The sequence below is a fragment of the Bradyrhizobium pachyrhizi genome (genome assembly GCF_029714545.1).
GTDB classification, from domain to species: domain Bacteria; phylum Pseudomonadota; class Alphaproteobacteria; order Rhizobiales; family Xanthobacteraceae; genus Bradyrhizobium; species Bradyrhizobium pachyrhizi.
This window is the reverse complement of sequence record NZ_CP121667.1, coordinates 5,423,860-5,449,035: the sequence shown is the minus strand read 5'-3', so window position 1 is coordinate 5,449,035 and position 25,176 is coordinate 5,423,860. Positions and strand designations below refer to the sequence as shown.

The window sequence follows — 25,176 nt, the reverse complement described above, 5'->3', positions numbered from 1 at the left end:
AATCTTGTGGCATTTTGCGCCAAGCCTCGTTCGGCCGGACGTTCGCGAGGGGGAGGTCGCCGACGCCATGCACGGATCGGAATCCGATGCCCTTCGCACGCCGGTGTCCGCGGCCTATGCGCGGGCCCTGGTGCGGGCATTTGGCCAGACGCGAAGCGATCGCGACGAGCTGCTGAAGGGCACCGGAATTCGGCTCGAAGCGCTCGACCAGCCCGGTGGTCACATGCCGGTATCCTCGCTGGTGGTGCTGGCGGCCAACATCACCCGCCGGCATGGCGAGCTATGGCCATTGTCGGCCGCGGCGGTGTGGTCGACATCGCTGCAAGGCGCGCTCGACGTCGCGACCAGGACGGCGCCGACCATCGCGGATGCGTTGGCGACCGGCGCGCGTTTCGGGTCGACCCGCGCGCCCTTCGTCCGCAACCGGCTGCGCAAGACCGCGCGCGCGATCCAGATCGAAATCTCTCCCGCCGTCGCGATGGACGAAGCGCTGTGGCACGCCGTGGCGCTGGCGGTCAGCCTCAACGTGCACGCGGTGTACGTCCAGCTGCTCGAGGATGCGATCGGTGAGGCGACGCTGCAATTTCCCTGGCCGCCGCCTGCGGGCGCGGAGCGGCTGCTCGAGCATTATTCCTGCGCGGTGAAGTTCAACGCTGCCGCCTTCATCTTCGAGGTACCGAAAGCGCTTGGCGCGCGGCCGTCGCCGTTTGCCGATCCGCAATTGCACGCCAAGGCCATCGAAGCGCTCGAGGCGATCGAAAATCCGCAGCCCGACACCACGGCGCTGGCGGGGATCGTCGAGCGCCTGATCGCGGCCCGCCTGCCGCGGCGTCTCGCTGAGGAGGAGGCCGCGCGCCTCGTCGGCACCTCGCGGCGAACGCTGGTGCGGCGGCTCGCCGAGACCGGCAGCGCCTTCCGCCCGCTGCTCGATGGCGTGCTGCGCGAGCGCGCAAGGATCATGCTCGCGGCCGGCACCCAATCGCGCGACGAAATGGCGGCCGCGCTCGGCTACACCGATGCGACGAGCTTCAGCCGGGCGTGTCGGCGGTGGTTCGGAGAGAAGGGCGGGCGGGGTTAGGGCGCGGTTGACGGCTCGCGCAAGCCCACAGACCTGGTGGACGGTACGCAGACTTAAACGATGCCGATCCCGTCAATGCGTATGCAGGGCGTCGTAGGCGTGAGCAAAAAACACAGCGGCGCTGAGGAGCAGCAGCGCGACAATGGTCGCTTCCATCATGACACTTCCCCATTATTGTTTGGGAGAAGTGGTACCGGTCAAATGTTTCCGCCCGGTTTCGTCCGCTGATGAAAATGGTTTCGTGGCTGCCGTCGCACGCTGCCACGGGGGCGTCCAAATGATGGCGCGCTCGGAGAGATTCGAACTCCCGACCCTCGGAATCGAAATCCGATGCTCTATCCAGCTGAGCTACGAGCGCGTTGCGGGTCGATTATCAGACTTGGGCGGGGAGGGCCAGCAGGCACGAAGCGCGGCACCCGGCGGTGCCGGCGCCCCGGCGGTCCTCTCCCTTAAAGCCGTCAGAAGCAGGGATGCCGTCGGTGGTCCTGGCCGATATAGGCGGCCGCGCCCTGGTAGCACTTGTTGCGCGGGGAGCCATCGTAATAGGCGAACGTGCCGGCAGTCGGGCCGGGGCCGTAATTGTGCAAATAGCTGATGTGGTAGGGCAGGCCCCAATGGGCGTGGTGGTGATGCCGGTGGTGGCGCGGATGGGCCGTGAGGTCGGCCGCAGCCGCCGGGGTCAGGGCCATCACGGCCAGAGCGAGGGCGGCGAAAAGCTTGGTCTTGGTCATGGGCGGCCTCCGGTCATTTACGGGAATCGGCATTGTGGGCCGCCCCGGGCCCCATTTAACCTGGAATCGGGGCCAAAAGCTGCGGGAAATCAGTCACAGCGCGCCAAATTTTGCCTTTTTGCGGATGCTTAACGGATTGCCAACACAGTCCGGCCAGAGTCTTGCGGTCAGGTCCGCCCGGGCCCGGCCTTTCCCGCGGTTTCGAACGATCCATGCGCATCACGCCCCTTGTCGCCTTGCTGCTCTCGGTTCTGGCCGCGACGCCCGCGCGGGCGGTGCTGCACATCACGCGCGACCATGGCGGCTATGTCGAGGAGTACAAGGCCAAGTACAAGCAGATCCGCGAGCGCCGCGAGCGCGTCGTGATCGACGGCATCTGCAACTCGGCCTGCACGCTGGTGTTCGGCATCGTGCCGCTGAACAAGATCTGCGTCACGCCGCGGGCCAGCATCGGCTTCCACCAGGCCTATTACGACAAGGCCTTCACCTTCGGTATCAAGGTCACCAGCCTCGAGGGCACCTCCGATCTGATGTCCTACTACCCCGATACGGTGAAGGACTGGATCCGCCGCAATGGCGGGCTCACCACCGAGATGAAGAAGATCAAGAACGGGGTCGATCTCTGGAAGATCGTCGATCCCTGTCCGGAAGAGTGGTAGGCGCGGACGCGCTCGCGCTTCGAACCTCCTCAGGTCTCTCTTGGGGCTTCAAGTCTTGGGATTTCAGGTCCTGGGCCTGACGTCGCCATCCGACACCAGCAGCACGGACGCCTTCGACTTGCCAAGCACGGCCGTGGCGACGCTGCCGAAATTCAGGCTGTCGCCCTGGATGCGGTCGACGCCGATCACAACGAGGTCTGCCCGGCTTGACGCGATCTCCTGCTGGATCGCGACCTCAGGTGCGGTGTTGGCGCGCAGCCGCGTCGTCACGTTGATGTCGTAGCGCGCCGCGGTCGCCGCGATGTCCTTCAGGATTGCTTCCTCATGCGCCAGCGACATACTGGGGCTGGTGCGGCGGGCGCCCTTGTCGCGCGTGGTCGAGACATAGACCACCTGCAGCGGCTCGCTCGAAAGGCGCGCCAGCGCGATCGCGACCTCGGCTCCGCGCCGTGAGACGTTGCTGCCCGAGACCGGCACCAGGATCTTCCGCGCATTCGCCGTCGGCTCTTTCTCGTGTACGCCCTTGGCGGCCGCGATCGCCAGCGGGCCGTCGAAGCCGGAGGTCAGGTCGTCGAGCTGCCGGTCGAAGCCGCCATCGGGGCCGGCGACCGCGTCCATGCCGACCACCAGCAGGTCGAAACCTTTTTTGGCTTCCTCGGCGATCGCCTCCGCCGCCGTCTCCTCGCGGGCGCGGCTGATGACGTCGACATTGCCGCCGCCGTCGGCATCGGCTTCGGCGCTCGCCTTGGCCGCGTTGATGACCGCCGCCTCGGGGCTCTCCTCATCGGCACGGTTCTTCTCCTGCAGCTTGGCGTTGGCGCCGACATGCAGCACCGTGATCGGCAGACCGCGCCCGCCGGCGAGCTGGCCGGCGAGATGCGCGGCGAATGTCGCGTTGCTGCTCTCGTCGACCGCGAGCAGCAGCCGCTCGAGATTGGCCACGAAGCCGCGCTGCTCATATTCCTCGCGCTCCAGCCGCTCCTTCTCGTCCTGGCCGAGCGGCAGCCGCGCCAGCGCGCTGCGCAGCATCGGCGGCATCGCCATCGTGGTCAGGATCGCCATGGTCACGATCATTGAGAACATGGTCTGGCTCAGCACCCCCATCGACAGGCCGATGGTGGCGATGATCACCTCGGTCGAGCCGCGCGCATTCATGCCGCTCGCCAGCGCATAGGACTCCTGCCGGGTCAGCCCGCCGAGCGCACCGCCGACAAAGGCGCCGCCGAACTTGCCGATGCTCGCAATCAGCACCAGCGCCGCGGTCAACCCCAGCACCGACGGATCCTTCAGCACCGTGAGGTCGGCGCTGAGGCCGGCGAGCCCGAAGAATACCGGCATGAACAGGCTCGAGATCAGCCCGCGCAGCCGCTCGTCGATCTGCCGGGTCAGGATCGGGGATTCCCCGACCAGCACGCCGGCGATGAAAGCGCCGAGCACGGTGTGCACGCCGATCAGGTGCGTGATCATCGCCATCCCGCTCATCAACAGCAGGATCACGGTGATCACCGCCGCCGAAGAGACCAGATTGTCGTTGGCCCAGCGGATCAACCGGAACACCAGCCGCCGGCCGATCGTGAAGCTGGCTGCGAGGAAGGCCAGGGTGCCGAACAGCGCCTGCGCGACCGAGAGGATATCGAGGCTGCCGCGCGAGGCGAGGCTGAAGATGACAGCGATGATGATCCAGCCGAGGGTGTCGTCGATGATCGCGCTGGCGACAATGATCTGACCGACATTGCGGCGCATGAAGTTCATTTCGCGCACCACGACGGCGACGATCTTCACCGAGGAGATCGACAGCGCCGTGCCGAGAAACAGCGAGGCGATCAGCCGCGCTTCGGGATGCGGCAGCAGGCCGTCGGGAAGGAATTCGCCGAGCACGAAGCCGCACACGAACGGCACCGCGATGCCCGCCACCGAGATCGTGGTCGCGGCGCGGCCGACCTTCCGCACCAGCTTGAGGTCGGTATCCATGCCCGTCAGCAGCAACAGGAGCAGGATGCCGAACTGCGCAATGCCGTCGATCAGCGCCTTCTGCTCGCCGGACGGCGGAAAGATCACGCCGTGCGCCGACGGCCACAGCCAGCCGAACAGCGACGGTCCGAGCAGAAGGCCGCCGAGCAGTTCGCCGATCACGGAGGGCTGGCCGATCCGCTGCATCAATTCGCCGAGACCGCGCCCGACCGCGATCAGGAGCGCGATCTGGACGAGCAGGATGAACTCGGATGGCTTGCTCGCCTTGTCGCCCGCGGCGTCGGCTGCCGTGATGCTCACGAGCAGGATGACGGTCGCCCAAATCGCCGGTTGAAGCCGCCCCCAGCGGATCACCATGGTATCTCCGATTTCCAATTCCAGCGCGGCTCGGCCGGCTTGCCGCATGCGGTCAACGCCCGGGTTCCGAAAGTGATCCACTGGGTCAGATTTTGGAACGGACGCACCGGCGGTTCGTTTCGCTCATGATGCGTTCATCCTGGTGATGCGAATGTCTCCATGAGCGAGCCTGACCGCCGGAGCGGCTGTGGCTCAGCTCGCGCGAACGGGAGGCTGCGATGGCAACCAGATCCAATCTTTCGAAGGCTGAACTCGCGCGTAGCGTTGCCGGCGCCACATCGGCATTGGTGCTTAGCGCGCTCGTCCTGTTCGTCGCCGCGCATCACCTGAGCGGCGGGTAGGCAGGCGGCGCGTGCCGCACCGATCCATCACAGCAGGAAGGTCCCGATCAGGAGGCCGGCCGCAAATGCCCAAAGCCCGAGGGTGCAGGCCGATATGACCCGGACGAGATTGCGCAAATCCACGTCCTGCCAGCTGCTATGGGACCGATACGTCAATTGCAGGCACCCCCTGCGGTGGCCGCCTTTGCTTCGCTTTTGCTTCCTGGCCTGACAGCCTGTTCCCGATAGGTGCCGAAATGAAGGCAACCGGTGGTGGCGCCCGATCACGCATTTGCGAGCCGTCGCCTAAGGCGCGATGAGATCGGGTCCCGTCGTCATCGCGCTTTAGCTCATTGTTTGAGCATGATTTTTTCGGAAAATCGCTGCGCACTTTCCCGGATCATGCTCGGGCGTGCGGTATTGTCCTGCTGTCTGCGGGGGCGCCCGCGGCCGGTCAAGCGGCCCGGCGTTTGCGGGTGCGTGCCGCCTTTTTCGCCGAGCGCGACCGCTCCGCCGCGGGGCGGCTCGCGGCCGCCTTGCCGCCGAGCTTGCCGCCCTTGCGCGACGGGGAATGATCCTCGCGCGTGCCGCGGCCGGAGCCGCTCTTCTTGCCGCCGTGGGTCTCCTTGTTGACGGTCGCCCATGCGCGCCGCTCGGCCTCGCGATCCGGAACACCACGCGTCTCGTAGCCTTCCTCGATGTGCTCGGCCTGCCGCTTCTGCTTGTCGGTATAACTCGACTTGTCGCCTCTGGGCATCGCGCTCTCCGGTCTATTTTGATCGAGACGTCTGTCGGACTTCGGCCGTGTCGTCGCTCGTCTCGACGACCTCGAATCTGGATCGGCTGAAGCGGCCCAATCCGCTGAGCTCGTAATAGCCGTCACGTTCGATATCCCTTGTCACCTCGTAGACGCGCCCGAGCGACAGCGTGTCCCGCTGCAACGTGTTGTCGACGCAGCGAACGTGAAAAATCTTGCCGGTTTCGGCCATGCGCTCACCCTGAATTGTTGGTCCGGTTCGACGTTACTTATCGCGCAACGTCACGATCGCAACCGGCAACCCTGCCGCGGGCCGATCACGAAATTTCGTTCGGTAACTTCCATTCGGGCGCTGGTTCGAAGACTTCGCCGTCGCCGGGAATTCGCTTCATGTGATAGCCGGCCGGCAGCACCTGGCCCGGCGCTTCATCCGCGACCGGAACGTCGAAGATCAGCCCGCAGATCAGTGCATGTTCCCACGCTTGCTTCTCCGTCGGAAAAGCCTTGTCGATCTGTCTGTCGCGATCGAATAGCGCGTAGGGCATCTGGCATCCTCGATGCATTGGCTCGACGCAGGCGGCTCGCGTGTCTCGTTCGCCCGATATGTCGAAAACGTCCGTTGCCGACCGGTGTTCCTAAATTCACCCACCAGCCGCGAACGCCGAGCCGCTACCTTGCATGATATCGCTGAGATATTTCGCCGGTGGCTTGCCGAGCGCCTTCTTGAACATGGTGATGAAGGCTGTGACGGACTCATAGCCGAGTGCGGACGAGACCTGCTGTACGCTCGCGCCGGCGGAGAGCTCGCGCAACGCGACGATCAAATGAAGTTGCTGGCGCCAGCGCCCGAATGTCAGGCCGGTTTCCCTCAGGATGAGACGCGCCAGACTGCTCTCGCTCAGCGCCACGCGTTCAGCCCATTCGGCCATCGTGCGGCGATCGGCCGGATCATCGGCGAGCGCTGCCGCGATCCGTCGCAAGCGTGGCTCGGGCGAGATCGGCAGATGCAGCTGCTGCAGCGGCATGCGCGGCAATTCGCTCAGCAGCAATTGCGCAACGAGCGTCTCGCTGCCGCCGTCGTGCTGCATGCGGTCGGAAAGCGCGATGATCAGCTCGCGCAGCAAGGGTGAGATCGACAATGTGCAGCAGCGGTCGGGCAGATCGGCGGCACCGGGCTCGATGAAGACGAAGAAGATCCGCGCATTGGCGGTTGCGATGTTGGTGTGGCGCGTGCCGCCGGGAAGCCAGACGCCGCAATGCGGCGGCACCATCCACAATCCGTTAGGAACGCGACACATCACGCCGCCGCCGAGCGCAAAGACGAGCTGTCCCTTCCGGTGCGCGTGCTCGGCCGCCTCGACCTTGTTGTCGGTGACGTCGAGGCGCACGGCGATGGCCGCCGCCGCGACGTCATCCGGATCAAGGTCCGGCCAGGGATAGCGAAGTTGAAAGCCCATAACGGAGCTGGAAACCCGTCGAGTGACCGAATTTAGCGATCGATAGAATAGATATGTAAATTCTTCCGACAACCAAGTCGATAGCTTGGCGCATGCAGATGGCCAGGAGCATGCGATGACGATGATTGCGCCGATGCGCACGCTGGGCGGGCAGGGGCTGTTGTTGACGGGGATCCTGCTGATCGCCTCGACGCTCCGCGCGCCCATTACCGGCGTCGCGCCGATGCTCGGCATGATCGGTGAGACCAGCGGGATCAGCGCGGCGGAGGCCGGAATCCTGACGACGCTGCCCTTGCTGGCATTCGCCGCGATCTCACCGGTTGCAGCTGTGCTCGGGCGCGAATGGGGCATCGAGCGGTTGCTGTTCGGTGCGCTGCTTGTCATCGCGGCCGGGATCGCGCTGCGCTCGTCCGGTCCGGTCTGGGCGCTGTTCGCGGGCACCGCCACCATTGGTGCCGGAATCGCCGTTGGAAATGTGCTGCTGCCGAGCCTGCTCAAGCGGGACTTTCCGACTCGCATCGCCAGCCTGACCGGCGCTTACGCGATCACGTCCGCATTGGCCCAGGCGCTCGCATCGGTCGTGGCAATCCCGCTCGCGCAATTGCCGGGATCGAACTGGCATCTCTCGCTTGCGAGCACGCTGATCTTTCCGTTGGTGGCGCTGATAGCCTGGGCACCCCAGCTGGCGACGCACTCGGCCCCGACGGTCGAGCCGGCCTCATCGCCGCATCGCGGGCGCATCTGGCACTCGCTGCTCGCCTGGCAGGTGACCGGCTTCCTCGGCCTGACCTCGCTGGTGTTCTACATCATCATCGGTTGGTTGCCTGCCATCCTCGTGCAGGCAGGCTACCCGGCGGCGACGGCGGGTACGCTGCACGGTGTGCTGCAATTGGCGACCGCGCTTCCCGGCCTGATCCTCGGGCCGATGGTCCGGCGCATGAAGGACCAGCGCGGGATTGCGATTGCCGTGTCGCTTGCAACCTGCGTCTCGCTGCTGGGATTGTGGCAGTGTCCGTCGCTCGCAATGCTGTGGGTCGCGCTGTTCGGCTTCGGAGCGGGTGCAGCCTTCATCCTCGGCTTGACATTCGTCAGCCTGCGAACCTCGCACAGCCACCAGGCGGCCGCGCTGTCGGGCATGGCGCAGTGCCTCGGCTACTCGCTCGCCGCTGCGGGCCCGCCGCTCGCCGGACTTGCCCATGATGCGACCGGAGGCTGGGAGGTTGCGCTCGCGTGCTGCGCCGTTGCGACGGTGCTGATGGCAGTCCTGGGCCGATCAGCCGGCCGCGCGGCGACAATCTGATTGTCGTTCGATGCGGAAATATCGCGAGCCAGATCCGGCTCGCAGCAAGGCGTGGCGGGGCCCGGTCGGTTGTCTGCGTCGCAGGCGCGCGCTAGAGAAGGCGGGAAGCCTCGCAAGCAAGAGCCAAGGGAAGAGCATCGTTGAGGACATCTGTCAGCACGCGCATCGCGATCGGATCGACGCTCTTTGCCTTGGCGTCGAGTGTATTCCTTTTTCTGGTTCCTCCGAGTCCGATCGACAGGAACCTGCTGCGTGGCGCCTTCCGCCTTTACAAGGGATATGCGTATCTCATCCCCGTCAAATACGTGGACGGCACGCTCGAGACTGCCCGATTGTACGAAGACGACCGGCTTCTCGGCCCCGCTAACACCGCCCAGCAAGAGATCATCGACAAGGGTGCCGGCCGCTTCGCATTTTACCGGGACACCTGGAATTACTTCGGCCCGGCTTTGATGTTCTCGACAAGCGACAACACCGACCCGAACACCAACGGCAGGAAGTATCACCTGAGATGACGAATTGACGTGCGCTGAGTCCGGCTGTCGTCACGTCGTGCGTATCACGCCCAGTTCCTTCGACCGTTGGAGAAGAGCCGGCCGGTAAGGCGGGGAGGGATCGTCGTTGTCAGGGATGGCGCAATGGCCGAACTCCTGCTGGATGCGCTGGATCTCCACGACCCGATCGTTCAACCGCTGCAGATGCTCAAGCGATGTTGCCTTCCAGTAGCGGAAGGTGTCGAGCGTAACCGGCACGAAGGCGGTGCCGAACAGCGTTGGATCGGGCACGATGGTCCGCCCGAGCAGCAGGTAGCGGTCCTGACCGACGATGACGAGGGTGGCATACGGCCGCCCTTCACTTACCCTGAGGCCCTTCAACGAAAGTTCGCACAGCTTGCTGAAATAGGGTTCCTCGCGCCAGCGGTCGGGATCATCGAGGTCGACCTGCACATTCAGCGCATCGAGCCCGAAATGCGGCACCATGCCCGTGGTCTCGGGAAACCAATCATCATCGAGGTGGCCTTGCAGCCAGGCACAGCTGAATGAGCGGCACTGCCGGGGACGCTCGTGGTAGATTTCGCATCCGCCGCCCGCCAGGATGTGGCTGCAGACCGTATTCACCGGCTTGCCGAGATCGGTCACCTCAAGCACCTTGCAGCAGAGGGTGCATGATCCACATTGCCTGACGGTCGGAGCCACGGGAAAGCCGAGGGCCCACAAGCCTTGTCGTTCGCGGAGGAGCAGCTTCTGCTTCTCCAGCGTGCTCAGTGCACGCTCGACCTTGAGACGCGACAATCTGGTCACGCCGATAATATCTTTCGTCGTCGTCGCGCCGCTCTCGACCGCCCGAACGACGACCAACGCCACTTGATCCATTGTTTTTCTTCTTGGCCGGCTCTTCTTGTGCAGTGTTTTTGGCCGCCGGTATTCGGCAACGGTAGATTCCAGTGCAATCCGGAACGTGCCGCGACCGACGGCTGCGAGATTCTACCGAAGCGTATCGGCGAGGGCGGCATGTCGCATCCGATAAACGCGCATGGCATCCCTGAGGACAAATCGTCGTGATTGGCAGCACGTGCGGCCGGCGCTTTGCGTCGCATCGCGTGAGAGGACTGGCGAGGCCGGCGAGCTCGCGAGCCGCTGTTGCCACGGCAAGTCGACCCGACGCGCAACTCAGTGAAAACCTACTCAATCCCCTCGCGCACACCACTGACCGCGCAACACACTCAGTGTCGTCCCTGCCTAGTGCGCAATTGCGCACTAGGCAGGGACGACAGTGTGCTTGCGGAACGGGCGCGGCCACTCCACCAAAATTCACGATTGCTGGCTGCCTCGTCTTCAGGCAATGACAGCCTGCAATGAACAAGAGCTTCGAGGAAACTGCCGCTCGTCTGGCGCCGGCGATCTTTGTGGTGCTGTGGAGCACCGGATTCATCGGCACCAAATACGTCATCAACAATGCGGAGCCGCTGACCTATCTGGCGATCCGGATGGCGTTCGTGGTGGTGGTGATGGCGGTCATCGCCGCGATCGCGCGGCCGAACTGGCCGGACCGGACTGGCATTTTCCACAGCGCGGTCGCCGGCATCCTGGTGCACGGCTTCTATCTCGGCGGCACCGCGATTGCGATCGCGCATTCGGTTCCGGCAGGGCTCTCGGCCTTGATCCCGGGCCTGCAGCCGATCCTGACCTCGACCATTGCCAACCGCTGGCTGGGCGAGCGCGTCACGCCGCTGCAATGGGGCGGACTGGTGCTTGGCCTCGCCGGCGTCGTCTTGATCCTGCACAACCGGCCGATGACGGGTGAGGCGGGGTGGGGCTGGCTCGCCTCCGGCGTCTCGCTGATCAGCATCACCTTGGGCACGCTCTATCAACGGCGCTATTGCAACCGGATCGACTGGCGCGCCGGCAATCTGGTGCAGTACATCGCGGTGACGATCTTCTTCGGCATTGGCGCGTTTGTGTTCGAGACCAATGTCGTGCATTGGACCGGCGAGTTCGTGCTGGCGCTGGCCTGGCTGGTGTTCGCGCTGTCGATCGGCTCGATCGGGCTGCTGTACTGGCTGATCCGTCACCACGCCGCGACCTCGGTCGCGAGCCTGTTCTATCTGGTGCCGGCGGTGACCGCGCTGATGGCCTACGTCCTGTTCGACGAGCGGCTGAATCATGTTGCCATTGCCGGCATGGCCGCCTGCGCCGCGGCGGTGCTGCTGGTCAATCGCCGCGCTTAATTCTTGCGGCGGATCTTGGCATAGGCCGCGAGCGCGCGTTCGCGGCCCTTTTTGTGATCGACGATCGGCTGCGGATAGCTCTTGCCGAGCTGGATGCCGGCGCTGGCGAGTTCGATCGGCGTCGCGGTCCACGGCTGATGGATCAGGTCGTTGGAGAGCTGCGCGAGCTCCGGCACCCAGCGCCTGACATAGCCGCCGTCGGGATCGAACTTCTCGCCCTGCAGGATCGGATTGAAGACGCGGAAATAGGGCGCTGCATCGGCGCCGGAGCCGGCGATCCATTGCCAATTCGCCGGATTGGAGCCGGCATCGGCATCGACCAGCGTGTCCCAGAACCATTGTTCGCCGGCGCGCCAATCGATCAGAAGGTGCTTGACCAGGAACGAGGCGACCACCATGCGCATACGGTTGTGCATCACGCCGCTGTGCCAGAGCTCGCGCATGCCGGCATCGACGATCGGATAGCCGGTGAGTCCGCGCTGCCAGGCCTTCAGCGCGCGGGCGTCGCGCTTCCACGGGAAGGCATCGAAGTGCTCCTGCATGTTCCGCTCAGCCAGGTCGGGGACGTCGAACAGCAAATGGCGGCAGAATTCGCGCCAGCCGAGCTCGCTCAGGAACTTGTCGATGTCGCCGGCAAGGCGCGAGTCTTCCGCGGCGGCGAAGCGGGCCGCGTGCCAGAGCTGGCGCGGGCTGATCTCGCCAAAGCGCAGATGCGGCGACAGCCGCGAGGTGCCGTCGCGGTCGGGCCGGTCGCGATTGTCGGTGTAGCGGTGGATGCCTTCATCGAGGAATCGCTTCAGCCGCGCCTGCGCCGCGGCTTCACCCGGTATCCAGGTCTCGCGCAGGCCGCCGGCCCAATCCGGCCTGTCGGGCTCAAGCCGCCAGTCGCCGAGGTCCTCGCTGGCGACGCCGCTGACGGATGTGAGCTTCTTCGGAGCCGGCAAAGGCTTTGGCGGATCGCCGAGCCCTTGCAGGCGCCGCCAGAACGGCGTGAACACGCGCAAGGCCCGATTGTCCTTGTTGCGGATCGCCTTGGGTTCGACGAGCAAGTCGCCGGGAAAAATCTGCGAAGCAATGCCGTCACTTGCGAGCGTGGATTCAACGTCTCTCGCAATCGCCTGATGCGGTGCCTGCGCGATGTCGTTCCAGAACACGGCGCCCGCGCTGATTTCGCTCGCCAGCGTGGCGATCACGGAGGCGACCGGTCCGGTGCGCAGCACCAGCGTGCCGCCGATCGCCTCAAGGCTGTTGCGAAGCGCGCGCAGCGATTGCGCCAGCCACCAGCGCGTCGCGCCCCCGAGGGGGCGCGGGGCTGGAGGTTTCAGGGTGCGGCTTGCTTCGTCGCGGACATAGAGGCCAACCACGGGCGCGCCGCGGCTGGCTGCTTCGTGGAGGGCCGGGTGATCCGACAGCCGCAGGTCGTCACGAAACCAGACGATGATTGGCCGTGCGCGGGTCACCCGGACGCAGTGAGCGTGCCGTTACTTCGGCTGCGGCACGATGCGGATGTAAGGCTTCGGCGCCTTCCAGCCCTGCGGGTAGATCGTCTTGGCCTCGTCGTCGCTGACCGAGCCCGCGATGATCACGTCCTCGCCCTGCTTCCAATCGGCAGGCGTGGCGACGCGATGCTTGGCGGTCATCTGCAGCGAGTCGATCGAGCGCAGGATCTCCTGGAAATTCCGGCCGGTGGTCATCGGATAGACCATCACCAGCTTGATCTTCTTGTCCGGTCCGATCACGAACACGTTGCGGACGGTCTGGTTGTCGGCGGCGGTGCGGGTGAGGGGATCGCCCGAGGTCGAGGCCGGCAGCATGTCGTAGAGCTTCGACACGTTGAAATCGGTGTCGCCGATCATCGGATAGTTCGGCGCCGCGCCCTGGGTTTCCTTGATGTCGTCGGACCATTTGGCGTGGCGGTCCACCGGGTCGACCGACAAGCCCATCAGCTTGACGCCGCGCTTGTCGAACTCAGGCTTCAGGCGGGCGAGCGCACCGAGCTCGGTGGTGCAGACCGGGGTGAAGTCCTTGGGATGGGAGAACAAAAGCGCCCAGCTGTTGCCGATCCAGTCATGAAACTTGATCTTTCCTTCTGTGGTCTCGGCTTCGAAGTCGGGGGCGACGGCGCCAATCTGAAGTGCCATGATTTTACCTCATCTCTTTGAAGTTGCGACTGAATTTGTATTTGAGGCTGTCTGTTCCAGTATAGGACGGGATAAGGCTTAAGTGAACGGGTTCTGAAAAAAGGTGAAACATTTCTCCTTGAGGGTGGAATTCCAAGCAACTTGTTTTGATCCGGATCCCTGCGGCGAAATATCAGCTGCGGCACAAAGGCTTGGAAATGCCCAGATAATGCCGCTTATCGCCGTCATCACGCCGGCCCTGGCTGCTATAGGACTGAACCGTGACGACGTTTAAAGCGACCAAATAGCAACCATCTAAAAATCTCGGAACGCAAGTTCCGAATCATTAACCACTCGTTTACGCCCGCATGGAAAAGCTGGCCTGAGATAGGAATTGAAAGCTCCCACAATGTCTACCCCAAGTACCAAGACCGCTGAGCCTCTCAGCGGTGCGTTGCATCCGTCCTGCCGCAAGACTGCCGCCCATGCGCTCACCATCGTGCGCGACGGCGTGATCACCGGCGAAGGCCCGACCACCAAGGGCCGCATCCATTTCTCCCGGTCGCTCGATGCCGATGACGCTGCCTGGTGCGCGCGCATCCTGACGGCGGCCGCGGTCGAGCATCAGCCGGTCAGCCGGGCCGAGATCGAGGCGCTGTTCGCGATCAACGAGGCCGCTGCCGAGCGCAGCGATGGCGGCCGGTTCGACGATCTGCTCGCCAAGGCGATCGCCCATCATGCCGCCTCCGAGTCCGGCCTGCCGGTGCCGCCGCGCACGGTGGCGCTGTCGCCCGACACCGAGATCGATCGCTGGGCGCCGAGGCAGGGTGCCAAGATGGACACCAAGGTCCTGGAGTGGATCGCGGGCCAGATGCGCGGTCAGCGCCGCACCGGCCGCGCGCTGGCGGCGATGGTGGCGACGCTGGTCGGCGCGACTGCGCTGCCGCTCGCGGCGCAGCTCCCCAACGTGTTCGACATCGGGATGATGTGATCGCGCGGGATGATGCCTGCATCATCCCGAAACGAACGGCTTCAAGCGAGAGCGGCGGGGATCACTTCCCCGCCGTTTTCTGTTTGCCGCCGGTTTCCTCGAGCCCGAGCGTCCGCCCCGGAAACCCGGCGACGTCGAAATAGCGGGTCGAGAGCACGCGCTGGAATTTCAACACGGTGCGCAGGCCGGTGGCCGACGGCTTCTTCGACATGATGGTGCCCTCGGCCATCTTCGGCACGATGCCGTTCGGCAGCGCCTCCGACATCATCCGGCCGATCAAGCCGCCATTGTGCGGCGCGCGCAGGCCGAGCAGCTGGGCCGCGGTCATGCCGACATCGGCGTTGCTGACCGGCAGCAGATCGACATAGCCCGCCTTGAAGTCGGGGCCGATCGCCGCGGTGAAATTGAAGGTGTCGCCGCGGCTGAAGCTGCCATGCATGCCCTGGCCCTGGCGCAGCACGGTGTCGGCGATCTGCACCGAGCAGTTGGTCGGGATTTCGCAACCGCTCGACCAGGAGCGGAAATTGACCACGATCGACGGGTTCGGCGTCACCGCCTTGCCCTTCAGATTGAGGTTCGACATCGGCAGCGTGCCGGGGAAGGTGCCGAGCTTGTCGTCGACAAACAGGCCGCTGACATAGTCCTGCTCGAGCAGCGCCTTGATGACGCGGTCGGCGAGCTTCTTGTCGCGATTCGGCAGGTAGATCAGGTCCGAGCCGCCATTGGTCGCGATCACGACGTCGGGCTTGGCCGGGTCCTGGCCGAGCACGCCATTGCCTGCCTTCGGGTGGGCGTTGTCGGCGACCTTCGCGTTCTTGTCGTTGGGGTCGAACAGCGGCAGGTCCAGCGCCTTGGCGAGGTCGATCGCCAGAAAGCCCATCGGCAGGAAATCCTTCGGCGTGTCGCTATAGGCGATCTTGGCCGAGGGGCTGGTCTTGCTCTCCTTCGAGATCGTCGAGAAGCCGTGATCGGAGGAGATCATGATGTTGGTGTCGGTGGAGAGCCCGAGCTCGTCGAGCGCCTTGCGTAGCTGCGCGAGGTTGTTGTCGGCATTCTTGATGCCGGCCATCGAAGTCGGGCCGTTGATGCCGGGAGTGATGGTGTTGAGGCTGTCGCCGGTGTTGTGCTGGCTGCCGTCAGGGTCGCGCGACCAGAACACCAGCACGAACGGCTTGTTGCGCGCCTTGAACATCGGCAGCACGACCTTGGTCGCGACGTCGGCCATGTAGGCCTGCTGCGCCACGTTGGCGACGGTGGTGCCGGGCGTCTTGGCGTCGCCCGCCTTGGCGTTGTCACCGCGGCTCGGGGTGGCGAGCGGCAGACCGGCCTTGGTCAGGGCGTCCTTCATCTCGTCGGAGAGCGGCACGCCGGTCTTGCCGCCGGTGGAATCGTCGATCACGATCGTGTTCTTGCCGCGATCGGTGTGGTCGAACAGCAGGGTCGGGCCGACCTTGCCGATGGCGGCGGTGCTGAAACCCTGGCCGCGGGCCATCTTCAGCAGCGTCTCCTCGTTGAGGTAGTCGCCGTTGAAGTGATCGTCGACATCGGCGAGCACCGCGTCGTTCTCGATGAAGGGGACTACGGTGTCGCCGGCGGGCACCGAGGTGTAGCCGGTATAGATCGTGTTGGAGAAGGTGCCGGTGTCGCCGAGATAATGGCCGGTCGACAGCGCCGAGCCGTTCGCCATCGTGAAGGTCGGGAACAGCGAATGCGAATTCTTGAAGTTGACGCCCTTGTCGCGGATCTCGGCCATGGTCGGTGCCGTCTGCGGTGTCACGATGCCGCCGCGCAGGCCGTCGGGGACGAACAGGATGAGGTTGCGGGGCTTGGCGTTCTGCGCCGAGGCGGCGCCCGCCGAAAGCGCGATCATGCTCGCGGACAGTAAGGTAATGGCACGACGCATAGTGTTATTCCCCCTGATGAAGCCCCGCGGCAGCCCGCCGCAGCCTTCGTTTAGTTTTGTCATATGACAGAAATGTTACAGCGCTTGTTCGTCGCTGTAACGGCCGGATTTTTCCCGCGGAATGCCGGTCAACATACCGTCATTCCGCAGGTTGAATCGCCGTTCTCTCATTGCGCGCAGCGCTTCCGGCATGCCCGTACCGGGCATAGAGCGCCGGCAGCACGGCGAGCGTCAGCAGGGTCGCGCTGATCAGGCCGCCGATCACGACGGTGGCGAGCGGCTTCTGCACCTCGGCTCCGGTGCCGGTGGCGAACGCCATCGGCACGAAGCCGAGCGAGGCCACCAAGGCGGTCATCACCACGGGGCGGAAGCGGGTGAGGGCGCCTTGCTCGATGGCTTCCCGCATCGGCACGCCGCGTTCGCGCAACTGCCTGATAAAGCTCAGCATCACGAGCCCGTTCAGCACCGCAACGCCCGACAGTGCGATGAAGCCGACCGCCGCCGAGATCGAGAACGGCATGCCGCGCAGCCAAAGTGCGGCGATGCCGCCGGTGAGCGCCAGCGGCACCGCACTGAACACCAGCAGCGCATCGCGGGCCGAGCCCATCGCCGCCAGCAGCAACAGGAAGATCATCGCAAAACAGGCCGGCACCACGACGGCCAGGCGCTGGCGCGCCGCGGCAAGATTCTCGGATTGGCCGCCCCAGGTCATCCAATAGCCTGGCGGCAGCTGCACCGATTGCGCGACTTTTGCCTGGGCTTCCTCGACCACCGAGCCGAGATCGCGGCCGCGAACATTGGCTGTCACCACGATGCGGCGCTTGCCGTTCTCGCGGCTGATCTGGTTCGGCCCCTCGGTGAAGGAGAACTGGGCGACGCGGTTGAGCGGCAGGCTCTGCACCGGCGAACTCGGCGTTGCCTTCGGTAACGCGACCGGCAAATTGCTCAGCGCCTCGAGATCGGAGCGCACGCTCTCCGGCAATCGCACCACGATGTCGAAGCTGCGGTCGCCTTCGTAGACGACGCCGGCATCCTGGCCGCCGACCGCGGCACCGATCACGTCCTGCACGGCCGAAACGCTGAGGCCGCGCCGGGCGATCGCAGCCTTATCGACCTTGATCTCGAGCACGGGCAGGCCGCCGGCCTGTTCGACCTTGACGTCGGTCGCGCCGCGCACGCTGCGCAGCGCGGCGGCAATCTGGTTGGCGGCCTTCTGCATCGGCCCGAACTCGTCACCGAATACCTTGACCGCGATGTCGCCGCGAACACCGGCGAGCAGTTCGTTGAAGCGCATCTGGATCGGCTGGGTGAATTCATAGACGTTGCCGGGCAGCCGGCCGACCGCCTTCGAGATGTCCTCGATCAGTTGCTCCTTGGTCAGCGATGGGTCCGGCCACTGCTCGCGAGGCCTCAGGATGATGAAGGTGTCGGACGCGTTCGGCGGCATCGGATCGCTCGCCACCTCCGCGGTGCCGGTCTTGGAGAAGGCGAACGACACCTGCGGAAAGCGGCTGACGGTCTTCTCGACCGACAGCTGCATCGCCTGCGACTGCGACAGCGCCGTGCTCGGAATCCTGAGCGCGTGCATGGCGATGTTCTTCTCGTCGAGCGACGGGATGAACTCCTGGCCGAGGCGGAAGAACCCGAACAGGGCGGTCGCGAACAGCACGACCGCCACCGCGATGACCGGGACAGGCGTTGCAACTGCGCGCCGGAGCAGCGGGCTGTAGCAGCGCTTCAGGGCGGCAACGAGCCGGTTTTCCTGCTCCCGTACGCGGCCGGTGATGCCGATCGCGATCAGCGCCGGAACCAGTGTCAGCGACAGCACGAAGGCGGCCGCGAGCGCAAGGATCACCGTCAGCGCCATCGGCTCGAACATCTTGCCTTCGACACCGGTGAAGGTCAGCAGCGGCACATAGACCAAGAGGATTATGGCCTGGCCATAGAGGCTCGGCTGCACCATTTCCACCGCGGACGCCCGCACCGTCGCCAGCCGTTCGTCGCGCGTCAGCACGCGGCCGAGCGCATGCTGCTTCTCGGCGAGGTGACGCAGGCTGTTCTCGGTGATGATCACGGCGCCGTCGACGATCAGGCCGAAATCCAGCGCGCCAAGGCTCATCAGATTGGCGCTGATCCGGCCTTGCCACATGCCGATCGCCGTCATCAGCATCGCGACCGGGATCACCAGCGCCGTCATCAATGCCGCGCGGAAATTGCCAAGCAGCACGAACAGCACGGCGATCACGAGCAGCGCGCCTTCGCTGAGGTTGCGCGCCACGGTGCCGATCGTTGCATCAACCAGCTGGGTGCGATCCAGCACCGTCTTGACCTCGATGCCGGCCGGCAAGGACGGCATGATTGTCCGCAGTTTCTCGTCGACCGCGGCCGATACGGTGCGGCTGTTGCCGCCGATCAGCATCAGCGCGGTGCCGACCACGACCTCACGGCCGTTCTCGCTGGCGCTGCCGGTGCGCGTCTCACCGCCGATCGAAAGCGTGGCGAGGTCGCGGATCCGAACCGGGACGCCGCCGCGGGTGGTGACGACGACGGCGCCGAGCTCGTCGATGTTCTCGAGCCGGCCGCCGGAACGCACGATGAAGCCTTCGCCGTTGCGCTCGATATAGCGCGCACCGCGGCTGACGTTGTTGGTCTCGATCGCCTTGGCAACGTCGGCAAAGGTGAGACCAAGCGCGATCAGCTTCGCCGCATCGGGATGGACCTGATACTGCTTGAGGTATCCGCCGATCGTATCGACGCCGGCGACGCCAGGCACCATCTTGATCTGCGGCTTGATGATCCAGTCCTGCACCGTGCGCAGATAGGCGTCCTTCTCGACCTCGCTCTGCAGCATCTGGCCGTCCGCCGTCAGGAAGCGGCCGTCGCTTTGCAGGCCCGGCGCGCCGTCGGCCTGCACTTTCTGCCCGGAATAATGGACGGTCCACATGTAGATTTCGCCAAGGCCGGTCGAGGTCGGGCCGATCCGCGGCTCGATGCCTTGCGGCAGGCGCGCGCGGACTTCGGTCAGGCGCTCGCCAACTTGCTGGCGGGCAAAATAGATGTCGGTGGCCTCGCTGAACACCGCCGTGATCTGGGAGAAGCCGTTGCGAGAGAGCGAGCGCGTGCTCTCGAGTCCCGGCGCACCGGCCAGGGTCGTCTCGATCGGGAAGGTGATCTGCTTCTCGATTTCCGCCGGCGACAGCGCCGGGGCCACGGTGTTGATCTGGACCTGCTTGTTGGTGATGTCGGGCACCGCGTCGATCGGCAGCTTCGTCAATGCAAGGCCGCCGAGGACCATCAGGATCGCCGCCAATGTGACGACCACCCAGCGCCGCTGGATCGCAAGACCAATGATGCGCTCAATCATGGTCGTGCTCCGCCTCGTCCTTCTCGAACTCCGCCTTCAGCGTGAAGGTGTTCTGCACCGCGACGGTCTCGCCGGCTGTGAGGCCGGCGACGATCTCGATATCGTCGTCGTCCTCGCGGCCGGTCCGCACCGATCTCGCCTCGAAGCCGTCGGCATCGCGCACGAACACGGTCGGCGTTCCCTTGATGGTTTGAAGCGCCTTCTTCGAGACGATCACGGTCGACGGCGCGCCTGACAGCGGGACCTCCGCGGTGACAAAGGTGCCCGGCTTCCAGCGGTGGTCCTTGTTTGGCATGGTCGCGATCACGCGCGCGTTGCGGGTCTCGCGGTCGAGCAGGGGGCTGACGAAGATCACACCGGCATTGGCTTCATCTTCGGTGCCGATTGCGCGGATTTTCACCGAAACACCTTCGCGGACCGCCCCGATGTCTTCTGGGGAGACCGCAAGGTCGACCCAGATGTCGTCGAGATTGACGATGACATAGAGCTCGCTCTCCTGGCCCTCGCGCCCGATCAATCCGCCGAGATCGACGCGTCGTTCGGACACCCGGCCGCTGATCGGCGCGCGCAAGAATTGCGTCCGCAGGCTCTCCGGGGGCTGGTTCGGCAGATCGGCGATCTCGGCCTCCGACAGACCCAGCGCAAACAGCTTTTGCCGCGCGCCGTCGAGCTTGATCTGGGCATCGTTCGCGGTCAGCCGCGTGCGCAGGAACTCGTTTTCCGACACGATGCGGGTCTCGACCAGCGTCTTCTGCCGCGCGTAGAGGGTCTGCTGCAAATCGTTGGTGAGCCGCGCGGCGAGGTATTCGCTCTTGGCGTCGGCCACCTCGCGGCTTTCGATCGCGGCGACGATCTCGCCCTTCTCGACGACATCGCCGAGGCGCTTGCGCAGTTCCGTGACCGTCGCAAGCACGCGCACCGAGACCCGGCCGATGTGATCCGCATCGGGGATCAGCGATCCCGGCGCGAGGAAATGCCGCTTCAGCATGCCGCCGCTGGCCTGCGCGAACGTGATGCCGGCTTCGCGAACCTGGTCTTCGCTCAGCTCGATATGCCCGGGGGCCTCGTGCCGGGCCTCGGTCTTTGTGTCTGTCGTCGCAGTCTCCTGCGTCGCGGCCGGGAACCTTACCGGCCAGCCGATCCATCCGGCCGCCACAACGACCAGTGCAATGCCGGCGGCCACGCCGGCGAAAAATAGAACAACCCGTTTCATATGCGCCTCTCCGCAGCGCGGGCCGATGGCCCTGCGCCGTCGCGACATCGATCTGTGCGGAAGGGTGCGTGCGGCCGAATGGCAGCAGCGCACGGCCGGTCATGTCGACCGGATCAGGCGCGGGGTGGCTTGAAGGGTGAGAGGCGATCGGCCGAAGCCGGCGGCCCGATGCTGGTGTCGCCGTAGCTGTGCGGCGCATAGGCGATCGGGAATGCGGTCTCCTGCGGAGCCACGGAGGCGACGTGCGTCAGGCAATGGTCGCTGTGAGGCGAGGCGGGATGCGCCGGAGCCTTGCCGCCGGTGCTGGCGTCGTTGATCGGCTGCGCGATCGAGAAGCCGGGAGCCGCGTCGGCATCGCCGTCGGAGGTCCAGCCGTGGAAGAACGACAGCACCAGCGCAAGCGAAATCAGTCCCGCAAGCAGGCCGCGCCAGCGGCGCGATCCCGTTGCGTGAGGAGAAGACTGAATCATGGTGCGCGAAGCGTCCATGGGGCCTACTTAGCGCCGTGCCCGCGCGCATTCAAGTTCGGGTCCGCGACAGATTGGCCGCGGATACTATAACGTTACGAGCTGTCTGCGGTTCGGCGCAGCTGCCATCGGCGCGCCGCGACGACCGCCCAGATCGCTTCGATGAGGCCGAACGGCCAGGCGCCCTGCAGGAAACCGTAGGCCGAGCCGAGCGCGCAGGAGACGGCGAAGGCCAGGATGAACCAGGGGCTGCGATCTTCGGCCGCATAGCAGGCGAGCATCATGGTCACGGCGAATAACCCGAACAGCGTCAGCGCATCCATTCCGCAGCAGAACTCCTGTTGTAACGCTGTTGATATCTGAGCATGCTTGGGATGGAATATCCATCCAGCGCCGCCGCCCTGAAAGGACCGCCCCATGAAGCGCATGCATGTTCACGTCGCGGTCAAGGATGTCCCGCAATCGGTCGGCTTCTACTCGGCGCTGTTCGGGGCCGAGCCGACGGTCGTGAAATCCGACTATGCCAAATGGATGCTCGACGATCCCCGCGTCAACTTCGCGATCTCGAGCCGCGGCCGCGAACCGGGCCTCGACCATCTCGGCATTCAGGTCGAGAGCGCTGAAGAGCTCGGCGAGGTGTACGGACGGCTGCGCAAGGCCGGCGGCGAGGTCATCGAGCAGGGCCAGACGGTGTGCTGCTATGCCAAGTCGGAGAAGTCGTGGATCGACGATCCCGCGGGGATCGCGTGGGAGACGTTCCACACGACCGGTGAGAGCATCGTCTATGGCGACGGCACCGGCGAGCGGACCGCGCGTGTCGCGCACAAGAAACAGGAGGGCAAACAGAGCGCGTGTTGCGCCCCACAGCCCGAGGTCACGCCGCCCGGGGCGTCGGCTTGCTGCAGCTCGTGAGCATGGAGCGGCCGAGGGGCCGGTTCTGCGCGAGTCCACGCTGGCCTTAACTGTCCGATAACTGATTTTCCTAACCACCCCTTGGGTTGTGTTCCCGTACAAGGGCATCCACAGGGGCAGGAAAATGTCGGTTGTCTCAACGAGCAGCGTGCCGGAATTCCGGCGGCTGTGGATCAAGGGTGTGTTGCGCGCCAGCAGGATGGGCGCGATTCAGTGGCTCGTCCTGAGTGCCGCGCTGCTGGTGCTCGCCATCACGCTTGGCACCGGCTATCTCGCGCTGCAGTTTCGCGAGCGCGCGCTGGAGATGTCCGAGCGCGAGCTCAACAACACCGCGCTGCTGTTGTCGCGGCATTTCGACCAGCAGCTTACAGATCTCCAGCATGTCCACGACGACATCGTGAATTATCTGCGGGCCGAGCAGGTCGAGACCGCCGATCAATTTGAAAAGAACATGTCGCTCCTGAGCGCGCACGAGATGCTGCGCACGCGGCTGGCGGCGCTGCCGCATGTCGGCGGGCTCAATCTGTTCAACGCCAAGGGATGGCTGATCAACTCATCCGAGATGTGGCCGGTGCCCGACATCAGCGTTGCGGACCGGCGCTATTTCCAGGAGTTCACCTCGGGACGGCCAACGTCTCCTGTCATCGTCGAGCCCGCAATGAGCAAGGTGACCGGCAACTGGACCACGATCTTTGCGCGCAAGATCACCGGGCGCAACGGCGAGATCATCGGCTTCGCGAGCCGCGGCGTCGAGCCGAGCCATTTCGAGGATTTCGTCGCCTCGTTGGCACTGAGCGGCGACACTGTGATTTCGATGATCCATCGCGACGGCACCATCATCGCGCGCTATCCGCAGGATGCCAGCGTGATCGGTCGCAACATCATCAACCTGCCGGTGTTCCAGAAGGTCATCAGCTTTGGCGGCAACACGTCGGGACGGTTCGTTGGCGCTTCGGATGAGGAGAACGTCGGCGCGGTCAGATCGCTGTCGCATTTTCCAATCCTGATCCTCGCCACCACAAAAACTTCGAGCGCGCTGGAGGACTGGCGCACCCAGACCAAACTGCAATTCTGCGCGGCCGTGTTGGCGGTGCTGATCATCAGCTTCGCGGTCTTCCTGATCGTCCGCCAGTTGCAGCGGCAGCACGATGCAGCAAGCCGCAGGCTGTCCGAGAAGAGCCAGCACCTCGACACGGCCATCAACACCATGACGCAGGGGCTGCTGCTGTTCGACGCCTCGGCGCGGCTCGTGATTTGCAACCAGCAATATATCGACATGTTCGGCCTCTCGCCCGATGTCGCGAGGCCGGGCTGCCATCTGCGCGACCTGATCCTGCATCGCCAGGCGATCGGCTCGTTTGTCGGCGACGTCGACGAGTACTGCGCCCGCTTCACCAATCCGAAGGGCGATGAGGTCCGGGACTCCGTGATCATGACGCCGGACCGTCGCAGCATCCGCCTGATCTACAAGCGTGCGCCCGACGGCGGCTGGGCCACCACGCTCGAGGACGTCACCGATGGGCGGCGTGCGCAGGCGCGGATCGAGTATCTCGCGCATTACGATGCGCTGACCAATCTGCCGAACCGGACGCTGTTCCAGCGCCACGCGGAAGGGCTGCTGCTCGAGGCCGCCACGCGCGAGTTCGCCATCCATTACATCGATATCGACGAGTTCAAGCGGATCAACGACACGCTGGGCCATCTGATCGGCGATGAATTTCTCCGGCGCGTCGCCGAGAAGTTGCGCCAGTCGGTCGGGTCGAACGACTTCATCGCGCGGCTCGGCGGCGACGAGTTCGCGATCGTCCAGCACGACATCACCTCGGACGACGACGTCGGCGACCTGGTCGCACGCGTCTATCAGTCGCTGCGCACGCCGTTCGACTGCCTCGGCCATCATTTGTCGAGCGACGCCAGCATCGGCATTGCGATCGCCCCGCGTCACGGCTCCGATCTGTTTCGCCTGCTCAAATGTGCCGACCTTGCGATGTACGCCGCCAAGGCGGCGGGCCGCAGGACCCATCGCTTCTTCGATCCGGCGATGGAGGCGCAGGCCAATCTGCGCCGCGCGCTGGAGGCCGATTTACGCACCGCGCTGGCCGAGGGCGGCTTCGAGCTGCACTACCAGCCGCTGGTCGACTTGCGCAGCGATGAGGTAACCGGCTGTGAGGCGTTGCTGCGCTGGCGGCACCCCATGCGCGGCATGATCTCACCGGCGGAGTTTATACCGGTTGCCGAGGAGACCGGGCTGATCGAGGAGATCGGGCAGTGGGTGCTGCGCACCGCCTGCATCGAGGCGGCAGCCTGGCCGGCGCATGTGCGCGTCGCGGTCAACGTCTCGCCGATCCAGTTCAAGTCGGAGACGCTGGCGCTGAAGGTTGCGAATGTGCTTGCCGAGAGCGGGCTCGACCCGCGCCGGCTCGAGCTCGAGATCACCGAGGCGGTGCTGATCGCCGACGACGATGCGGCGCTGGTCACGCTCGGCCAGCTCCGCGCGCTCGGTGTCCACATCGCGCTCGACGATTTCGGCACCGGATACTCGTCGCTGCAATACCTGCAACGCTTCCCGTTCGACAAGATCAAGATCGACCGCAGCTTCGTCAAGGAAGTGACCCGCAACAGCGGCTCGGCCTCGATCATCCGCGCCGTGGTTTCGATCGCAGCCGACCGCAACATGATCACCACCGCCGAGGGCGTCGAGACCGATCAGCAGCGCGACACCGTGCAGATGCTCGGCTGCACGCAGATGCAGGGCTATCTGTTCAGCAGGCCGGTTCCTGCGCGGGACCTGCGGACGCTGCTCGCGGCCGATTGCGTCGCCGCCTGAGCGCCTGCCGATCCGGTCCGT

23 protein-coding genes and 1 tRNA gene are annotated in these 25,176 nt (G+C 65.1%); 9 read left to right on the top strand and 15 right to left on the bottom strand.

Going from position 1 to position 25,176, the window contains the following annotated elements; genetic code table 11:
• Positions 1–67 precede the first annotated feature (67 nt).
• A complete protein-coding gene (locus QA639_RS25730; protein ID WP_283087627.1) occupies positions 68–1,078 on the top strand; it encodes a helix-turn-helix domain-containing protein in 1,011 nt (336 codons plus the stop codon).
• Positions 1,079–1,359: 281 nt separating this feature from the next.
• On the opposite strand, the gene QA639_RS25725 is transcribed toward QA639_RS25730, so the two are convergent.
• Both QA639_RS25725 and QA639_RS25720 read right to left on the bottom strand, forming a co-directional pair.
• Positions 1,360–1,436: transfer RNA gene (locus QA639_RS25725), tRNA-Arg, on the bottom strand.
• Between the two features lie 100 nt (positions 1,437–1,536).
• On the bottom strand, positions 1,537–1,809 hold the full coding sequence (locus tag QA639_RS25720; RefSeq protein WP_028337633.1) for a hypothetical protein: 273 nt from the start codon (positions 1,807–1,809) through the stop codon (positions 1,537–1,539).
• 212 nt (positions 1,810–2,021) lie between these two features.
• On the opposite strand from QA639_RS25720, the gene QA639_RS25715 reads away from it, so the two are divergent.
• On the top strand, positions 2,022–2,468 hold the full coding sequence (locus QA639_RS25715) for a hypothetical protein (protein WP_018272072.1): 447 nt from the start codon (positions 2,022–2,024) through the stop codon (positions 2,466–2,468).
• A 63-nt stretch (positions 2,469–2,531) separates the two neighbouring features.
• Here the strand turns inward: QA639_RS25715 and QA639_RS25710 are convergent, their stop codons facing one another.
• A complete protein-coding gene (locus QA639_RS25710; protein ID WP_167350417.1) occupies positions 2,532–4,796 on the bottom strand; it encodes a cation:proton antiporter domain-containing protein in 2,265 nt (754 codons plus the stop codon).
• A gap of 218 nt (positions 4,797–5,014) precedes the next feature.
• Between QA639_RS25710 and QA639_RS25705 the strand changes: the two genes are divergently transcribed.
• Positions 5,015–5,137 carry a hypothetical protein gene (locus QA639_RS25705; RefSeq protein WP_256438759.1) on the top strand — a complete coding sequence of 41 codons (123 nt, stop codon included), beginning with the start codon at positions 5,015–5,017 and terminating at the stop codon, positions 5,135–5,137.
• A gap of 433 nt (positions 5,138–5,570) precedes the next feature.
• Here the strand turns inward: QA639_RS25705 and QA639_RS25700 are convergent, their stop codons facing one another.
• The 4 genes from QA639_RS25700 to QA639_RS25685 all read right to left on the bottom strand — a co-directional run bounded on the left by QA639_RS25700 (position 5,571) and on the right by QA639_RS25685 (position 7,330).
• Positions 5,571–5,873, bottom strand: a complete 303-nt coding sequence (locus QA639_RS25700) for a hypothetical protein (RefSeq protein ID WP_050385697.1) — start codon at positions 5,871–5,873, stop codon at positions 5,571–5,573.
• Between the two features lie 13 nt (positions 5,874–5,886).
• Positions 5,887–6,105, bottom strand: a complete 219-nt coding sequence (locus QA639_RS25695; protein WP_028337636.1) for a hypothetical protein — start codon at positions 6,103–6,105, stop codon at positions 5,887–5,889.
• An 85-nt stretch (positions 6,106–6,190) separates the two neighbouring features.
• Positions 6,191–6,418: a hypothetical protein gene (locus QA639_RS25690; RefSeq protein ID WP_028337637.1), complete on the bottom strand. Its 228-nt coding sequence runs from the start codon at positions 6,416–6,418 to the stop codon at positions 6,191–6,193.
• Between the two features lie 96 nt (positions 6,419–6,514).
• Positions 6,515–7,330, bottom strand: coding sequence for an AraC family transcriptional regulator (locus QA639_RS25685; protein ID WP_028337638.1), 816 nt, complete (start codon positions 7,328–7,330; stop codon positions 6,515–6,517).
• Between the two features lie 115 nt (positions 7,331–7,445).
• Between QA639_RS25685 and QA639_RS25680 the strand changes: the two genes are divergently transcribed.
• Complete coding sequence (locus QA639_RS25680; RefSeq protein ID WP_283087626.1) at positions 7,446–8,630, top strand: MFS transporter; 1,185 nt, start codon at positions 7,446–7,448, stop codon at positions 8,628–8,630.
• Positions 8,631–8,770: 140 nt separating this feature from the next.
• On the top strand, positions 8,771–9,145 hold the full coding sequence (locus QA639_RS25675) for a hypothetical protein (protein WP_157348781.1): 375 nt from the start codon (positions 8,771–8,773) through the stop codon (positions 9,143–9,145).
• A 30-nt stretch (positions 9,146–9,175) separates the two neighbouring features.
• Here the strand turns inward: QA639_RS25675 and QA639_RS25670 are convergent, their stop codons facing one another.
• Complete coding sequence (locus QA639_RS25670; protein WP_157348780.1) at positions 9,176–10,003, bottom strand: YkgJ family cysteine cluster protein; 828 nt, start codon at positions 10,001–10,003, stop codon at positions 9,176–9,178.
• Between the two features lie 482 nt (positions 10,004–10,485).
• On the opposite strand from QA639_RS25670, the gene QA639_RS25665 reads away from it, so the two are divergent.
• On the top strand, positions 10,486–11,358 hold the full coding sequence (locus QA639_RS25665; protein ID WP_157348779.1) for a DMT family transporter: 873 nt from the start codon (positions 10,486–10,488) through the stop codon (positions 11,356–11,358).
• Here the strand turns inward: QA639_RS25665 and QA639_RS25660 are convergent.
• Both QA639_RS25660 and QA639_RS25655 read right to left on the bottom strand, forming a co-directional pair.
• Positions 11,355–12,818, bottom strand: a complete 1,464-nt coding sequence (locus QA639_RS25660; protein WP_283087625.1) for a cryptochrome/photolyase family protein — start codon at positions 12,816–12,818, stop codon at positions 11,355–11,357. The two genes, QA639_RS25665 and QA639_RS25660, sit on opposite strands and share 4 nt — an antisense overlap.
• A 21-nt stretch (positions 12,819–12,839) precedes the next feature.
• A complete protein-coding gene (locus QA639_RS25655) occupies positions 12,840–13,499 on the bottom strand; it encodes a peroxiredoxin (RefSeq protein ID WP_028337644.1) in 660 nt (219 codons plus the stop codon).
• 388 nt (positions 13,500–13,887) lie between these two features.
• Between QA639_RS25655 and QA639_RS25650 the strand changes: the two genes are divergently transcribed.
• Positions 13,888–14,469 carry a hypothetical protein gene (locus tag QA639_RS25650; RefSeq protein WP_026192875.1) on the top strand — a complete coding sequence of 194 codons (582 nt, stop codon included), beginning with the start codon at positions 13,888–13,890 and terminating at the stop codon, positions 14,467–14,469.
• A gap of 61 nt (positions 14,470–14,530) precedes the next feature.
• Here QA639_RS25650 and QA639_RS25645 read toward each other — a convergent pair whose 3' ends face one another.
• The 5 genes from QA639_RS25645 to QA639_RS25625 form a co-directional block, all read right to left on the bottom strand.
• Positions 14,531–16,372, bottom strand: coding sequence for an alkaline phosphatase family protein (locus QA639_RS25645; RefSeq protein ID WP_283087624.1), 1,842 nt, complete (start codon positions 16,370–16,372; stop codon positions 14,531–14,533).
• A gap of 139 nt (positions 16,373–16,511) precedes the next feature.
• On the bottom strand, positions 16,512–19,736 hold the full coding sequence (locus QA639_RS25640) for an efflux RND transporter permease subunit (protein WP_283087623.1): 3,225 nt from the start codon (positions 19,734–19,736) through the stop codon (positions 16,512–16,514).
• Positions 19,729–20,949: an efflux RND transporter periplasmic adaptor subunit gene (locus tag QA639_RS25635; RefSeq protein ID WP_283087622.1), complete on the bottom strand. Its 1,221-nt coding sequence runs from the start codon at positions 20,947–20,949 to the stop codon at positions 19,729–19,731. The genes QA639_RS25640 and QA639_RS25635 overlap by 8 nt, the downstream gene beginning before the upstream one ends.
• 113 nt (positions 20,950–21,062) lie before the next feature.
• Positions 21,063–21,419: a hypothetical protein gene (locus QA639_RS25630; RefSeq protein WP_283087621.1), complete on the bottom strand. Its 357-nt coding sequence runs from the start codon at positions 21,417–21,419 to the stop codon at positions 21,063–21,065.
• 92 nt (positions 21,420–21,511) lie between these two features.
• On the bottom strand, positions 21,512–21,739 hold the full coding sequence (locus tag QA639_RS25625) for a hypothetical protein (protein WP_283087620.1): 228 nt from the start codon (positions 21,737–21,739) through the stop codon (positions 21,512–21,514).
• Between the two features lie 94 nt (positions 21,740–21,833).
• Here QA639_RS25625 and QA639_RS25620 point away from each other — a divergent pair, with 94 nt between their 5' ends.
• Positions 21,834–22,328: an ArsI/CadI family heavy metal resistance metalloenzyme gene (locus QA639_RS25620; RefSeq protein ID WP_157348774.1), complete on the top strand. Its 495-nt coding sequence runs from the start codon at positions 21,834–21,836 to the stop codon at positions 22,326–22,328.
• 124 nt (positions 22,329–22,452) lie between these two features.
• Entirely contained in the window at positions 22,453–25,155 is a 2,703-nt protein-coding gene (locus tag QA639_RS25615) for a bifunctional diguanylate cyclase/phosphodiesterase (protein ID WP_157348773.1), read from the top strand.
• Positions 25,156–25,176: the final 21 nt, after the last annotated feature.

Excerpts from the sequence above, each read along its gene's own strand:
- QA639_RS25700 (WP_050385697.1), bottom strand. The coding sequence starts at position 5,873 with ATGCCCAGAGGCGACAAGTCGAGTTATACCGACAAGCAGAAGCGGCAG.
- QA639_RS25630 (WP_283087621.1), bottom strand. The coding sequence starts at position 21,419 with ATGATTCAGTCTTCTCCTCACGCAACGGGATCGCGCCGCTGGCGCGGC.
- QA639_RS25620 (WP_157348774.1), top strand. The coding sequence starts at position 21,834 with ATGAAGCGCATGCATGTTCACGTCGCGGTCAAGGATGTCCCGCAATCG.
- QA639_RS25655 (WP_028337644.1), bottom strand. The coding sequence starts at position 13,499 with ATGGCACTTCAGATTGGCGCCGTCGCCCCCGACTTCGAAGCCGAGACC.
- QA639_RS25640 (WP_283087623.1), bottom strand. The coding sequence starts at position 19,736 with ATGATTGAGCGCATCATTGGTCTTGCGATCCAGCGGCGCTGGGTGGTC.
- QA639_RS25720 (WP_028337633.1), bottom strand. The coding sequence starts at position 1,809 with ATGACCAAGACCAAGCTTTTCGCCGCCCTCGCTCTGGCCGTGATGGCC.
- QA639_RS25695 (WP_028337636.1), bottom strand. The coding sequence starts at position 6,105 with ATGGCCGAAACCGGCAAGATTTTTCACGTTCGCTGCGTCGACAACACG.
- QA639_RS25650 (WP_026192875.1), top strand. The coding sequence starts at position 13,888 with ATGTCTACCCCAAGTACCAAGACCGCTGAGCCTCTCAGCGGTGCGTTG.
- QA639_RS25690 (WP_028337637.1), bottom strand. The coding sequence starts at position 6,418 with ATGCCCTACGCGCTATTCGATCGCGACAGACAGATCGACAAGGCTTTT.
- QA639_RS25715 (WP_018272072.1), top strand. The coding sequence starts at position 2,022 with ATGCGCATCACGCCCCTTGTCGCCTTGCTGCTCTCGGTTCTGGCCGCG.
- QA639_RS25705 (WP_256438759.1), top strand. The coding sequence starts at position 5,015 with ATGGCAACCAGATCCAATCTTTCGAAGGCTGAACTCGCGCGTAGCGTT.
- QA639_RS25670 (WP_157348780.1), bottom strand. The coding sequence starts at position 10,003 with ATGGATCAAGTGGCGTTGGTCGTCGTTCGGGCGGTCGAGAGCGGCGCG.
- QA639_RS25710 (WP_167350417.1), bottom strand. The coding sequence starts at position 4,796 with ATGGTGATCCGCTGGGGGCGGCTTCAACCGGCGATTTGGGCGACCGTC.
- QA639_RS25615 (WP_157348773.1), top strand. The coding sequence starts at position 22,453 with ATGTCGGTTGTCTCAACGAGCAGCGTGCCGGAATTCCGGCGGCTGTGG.
- QA639_RS25665 (WP_157348779.1), top strand. The coding sequence starts at position 10,486 with ATGAACAAGAGCTTCGAGGAAACTGCCGCTCGTCTGGCGCCGGCGATC.
- QA639_RS25730 (WP_283087627.1), top strand. The coding sequence starts at position 68 with ATGCACGGATCGGAATCCGATGCCCTTCGCACGCCGGTGTCCGCGGCC.
- QA639_RS25645 (WP_283087624.1), bottom strand. The coding sequence starts at position 16,372 with ATGCGTCGTGCCATTACCTTACTGTCCGCGAGCATGATCGCGCTTTCG.
- QA639_RS25635 (WP_283087622.1), bottom strand. The coding sequence starts at position 20,949 with ATGAAACGGGTTGTTCTATTTTTCGCCGGCGTGGCCGCCGGCATTGCA.
- QA639_RS25680 (WP_283087626.1), top strand. The coding sequence starts at position 7,446 with ATGACGATGATTGCGCCGATGCGCACGCTGGGCGGGCAGGGGCTGTTG.
- QA639_RS25625 (WP_283087620.1), bottom strand. The coding sequence starts at position 21,739 with ATGGATGCGCTGACGCTGTTCGGGTTATTCGCCGTGACCATGATGCTC.
- QA639_RS25685 (WP_028337638.1), bottom strand. The coding sequence starts at position 7,330 with ATGGGCTTTCAACTTCGCTATCCCTGGCCGGACCTTGATCCGGATGAC.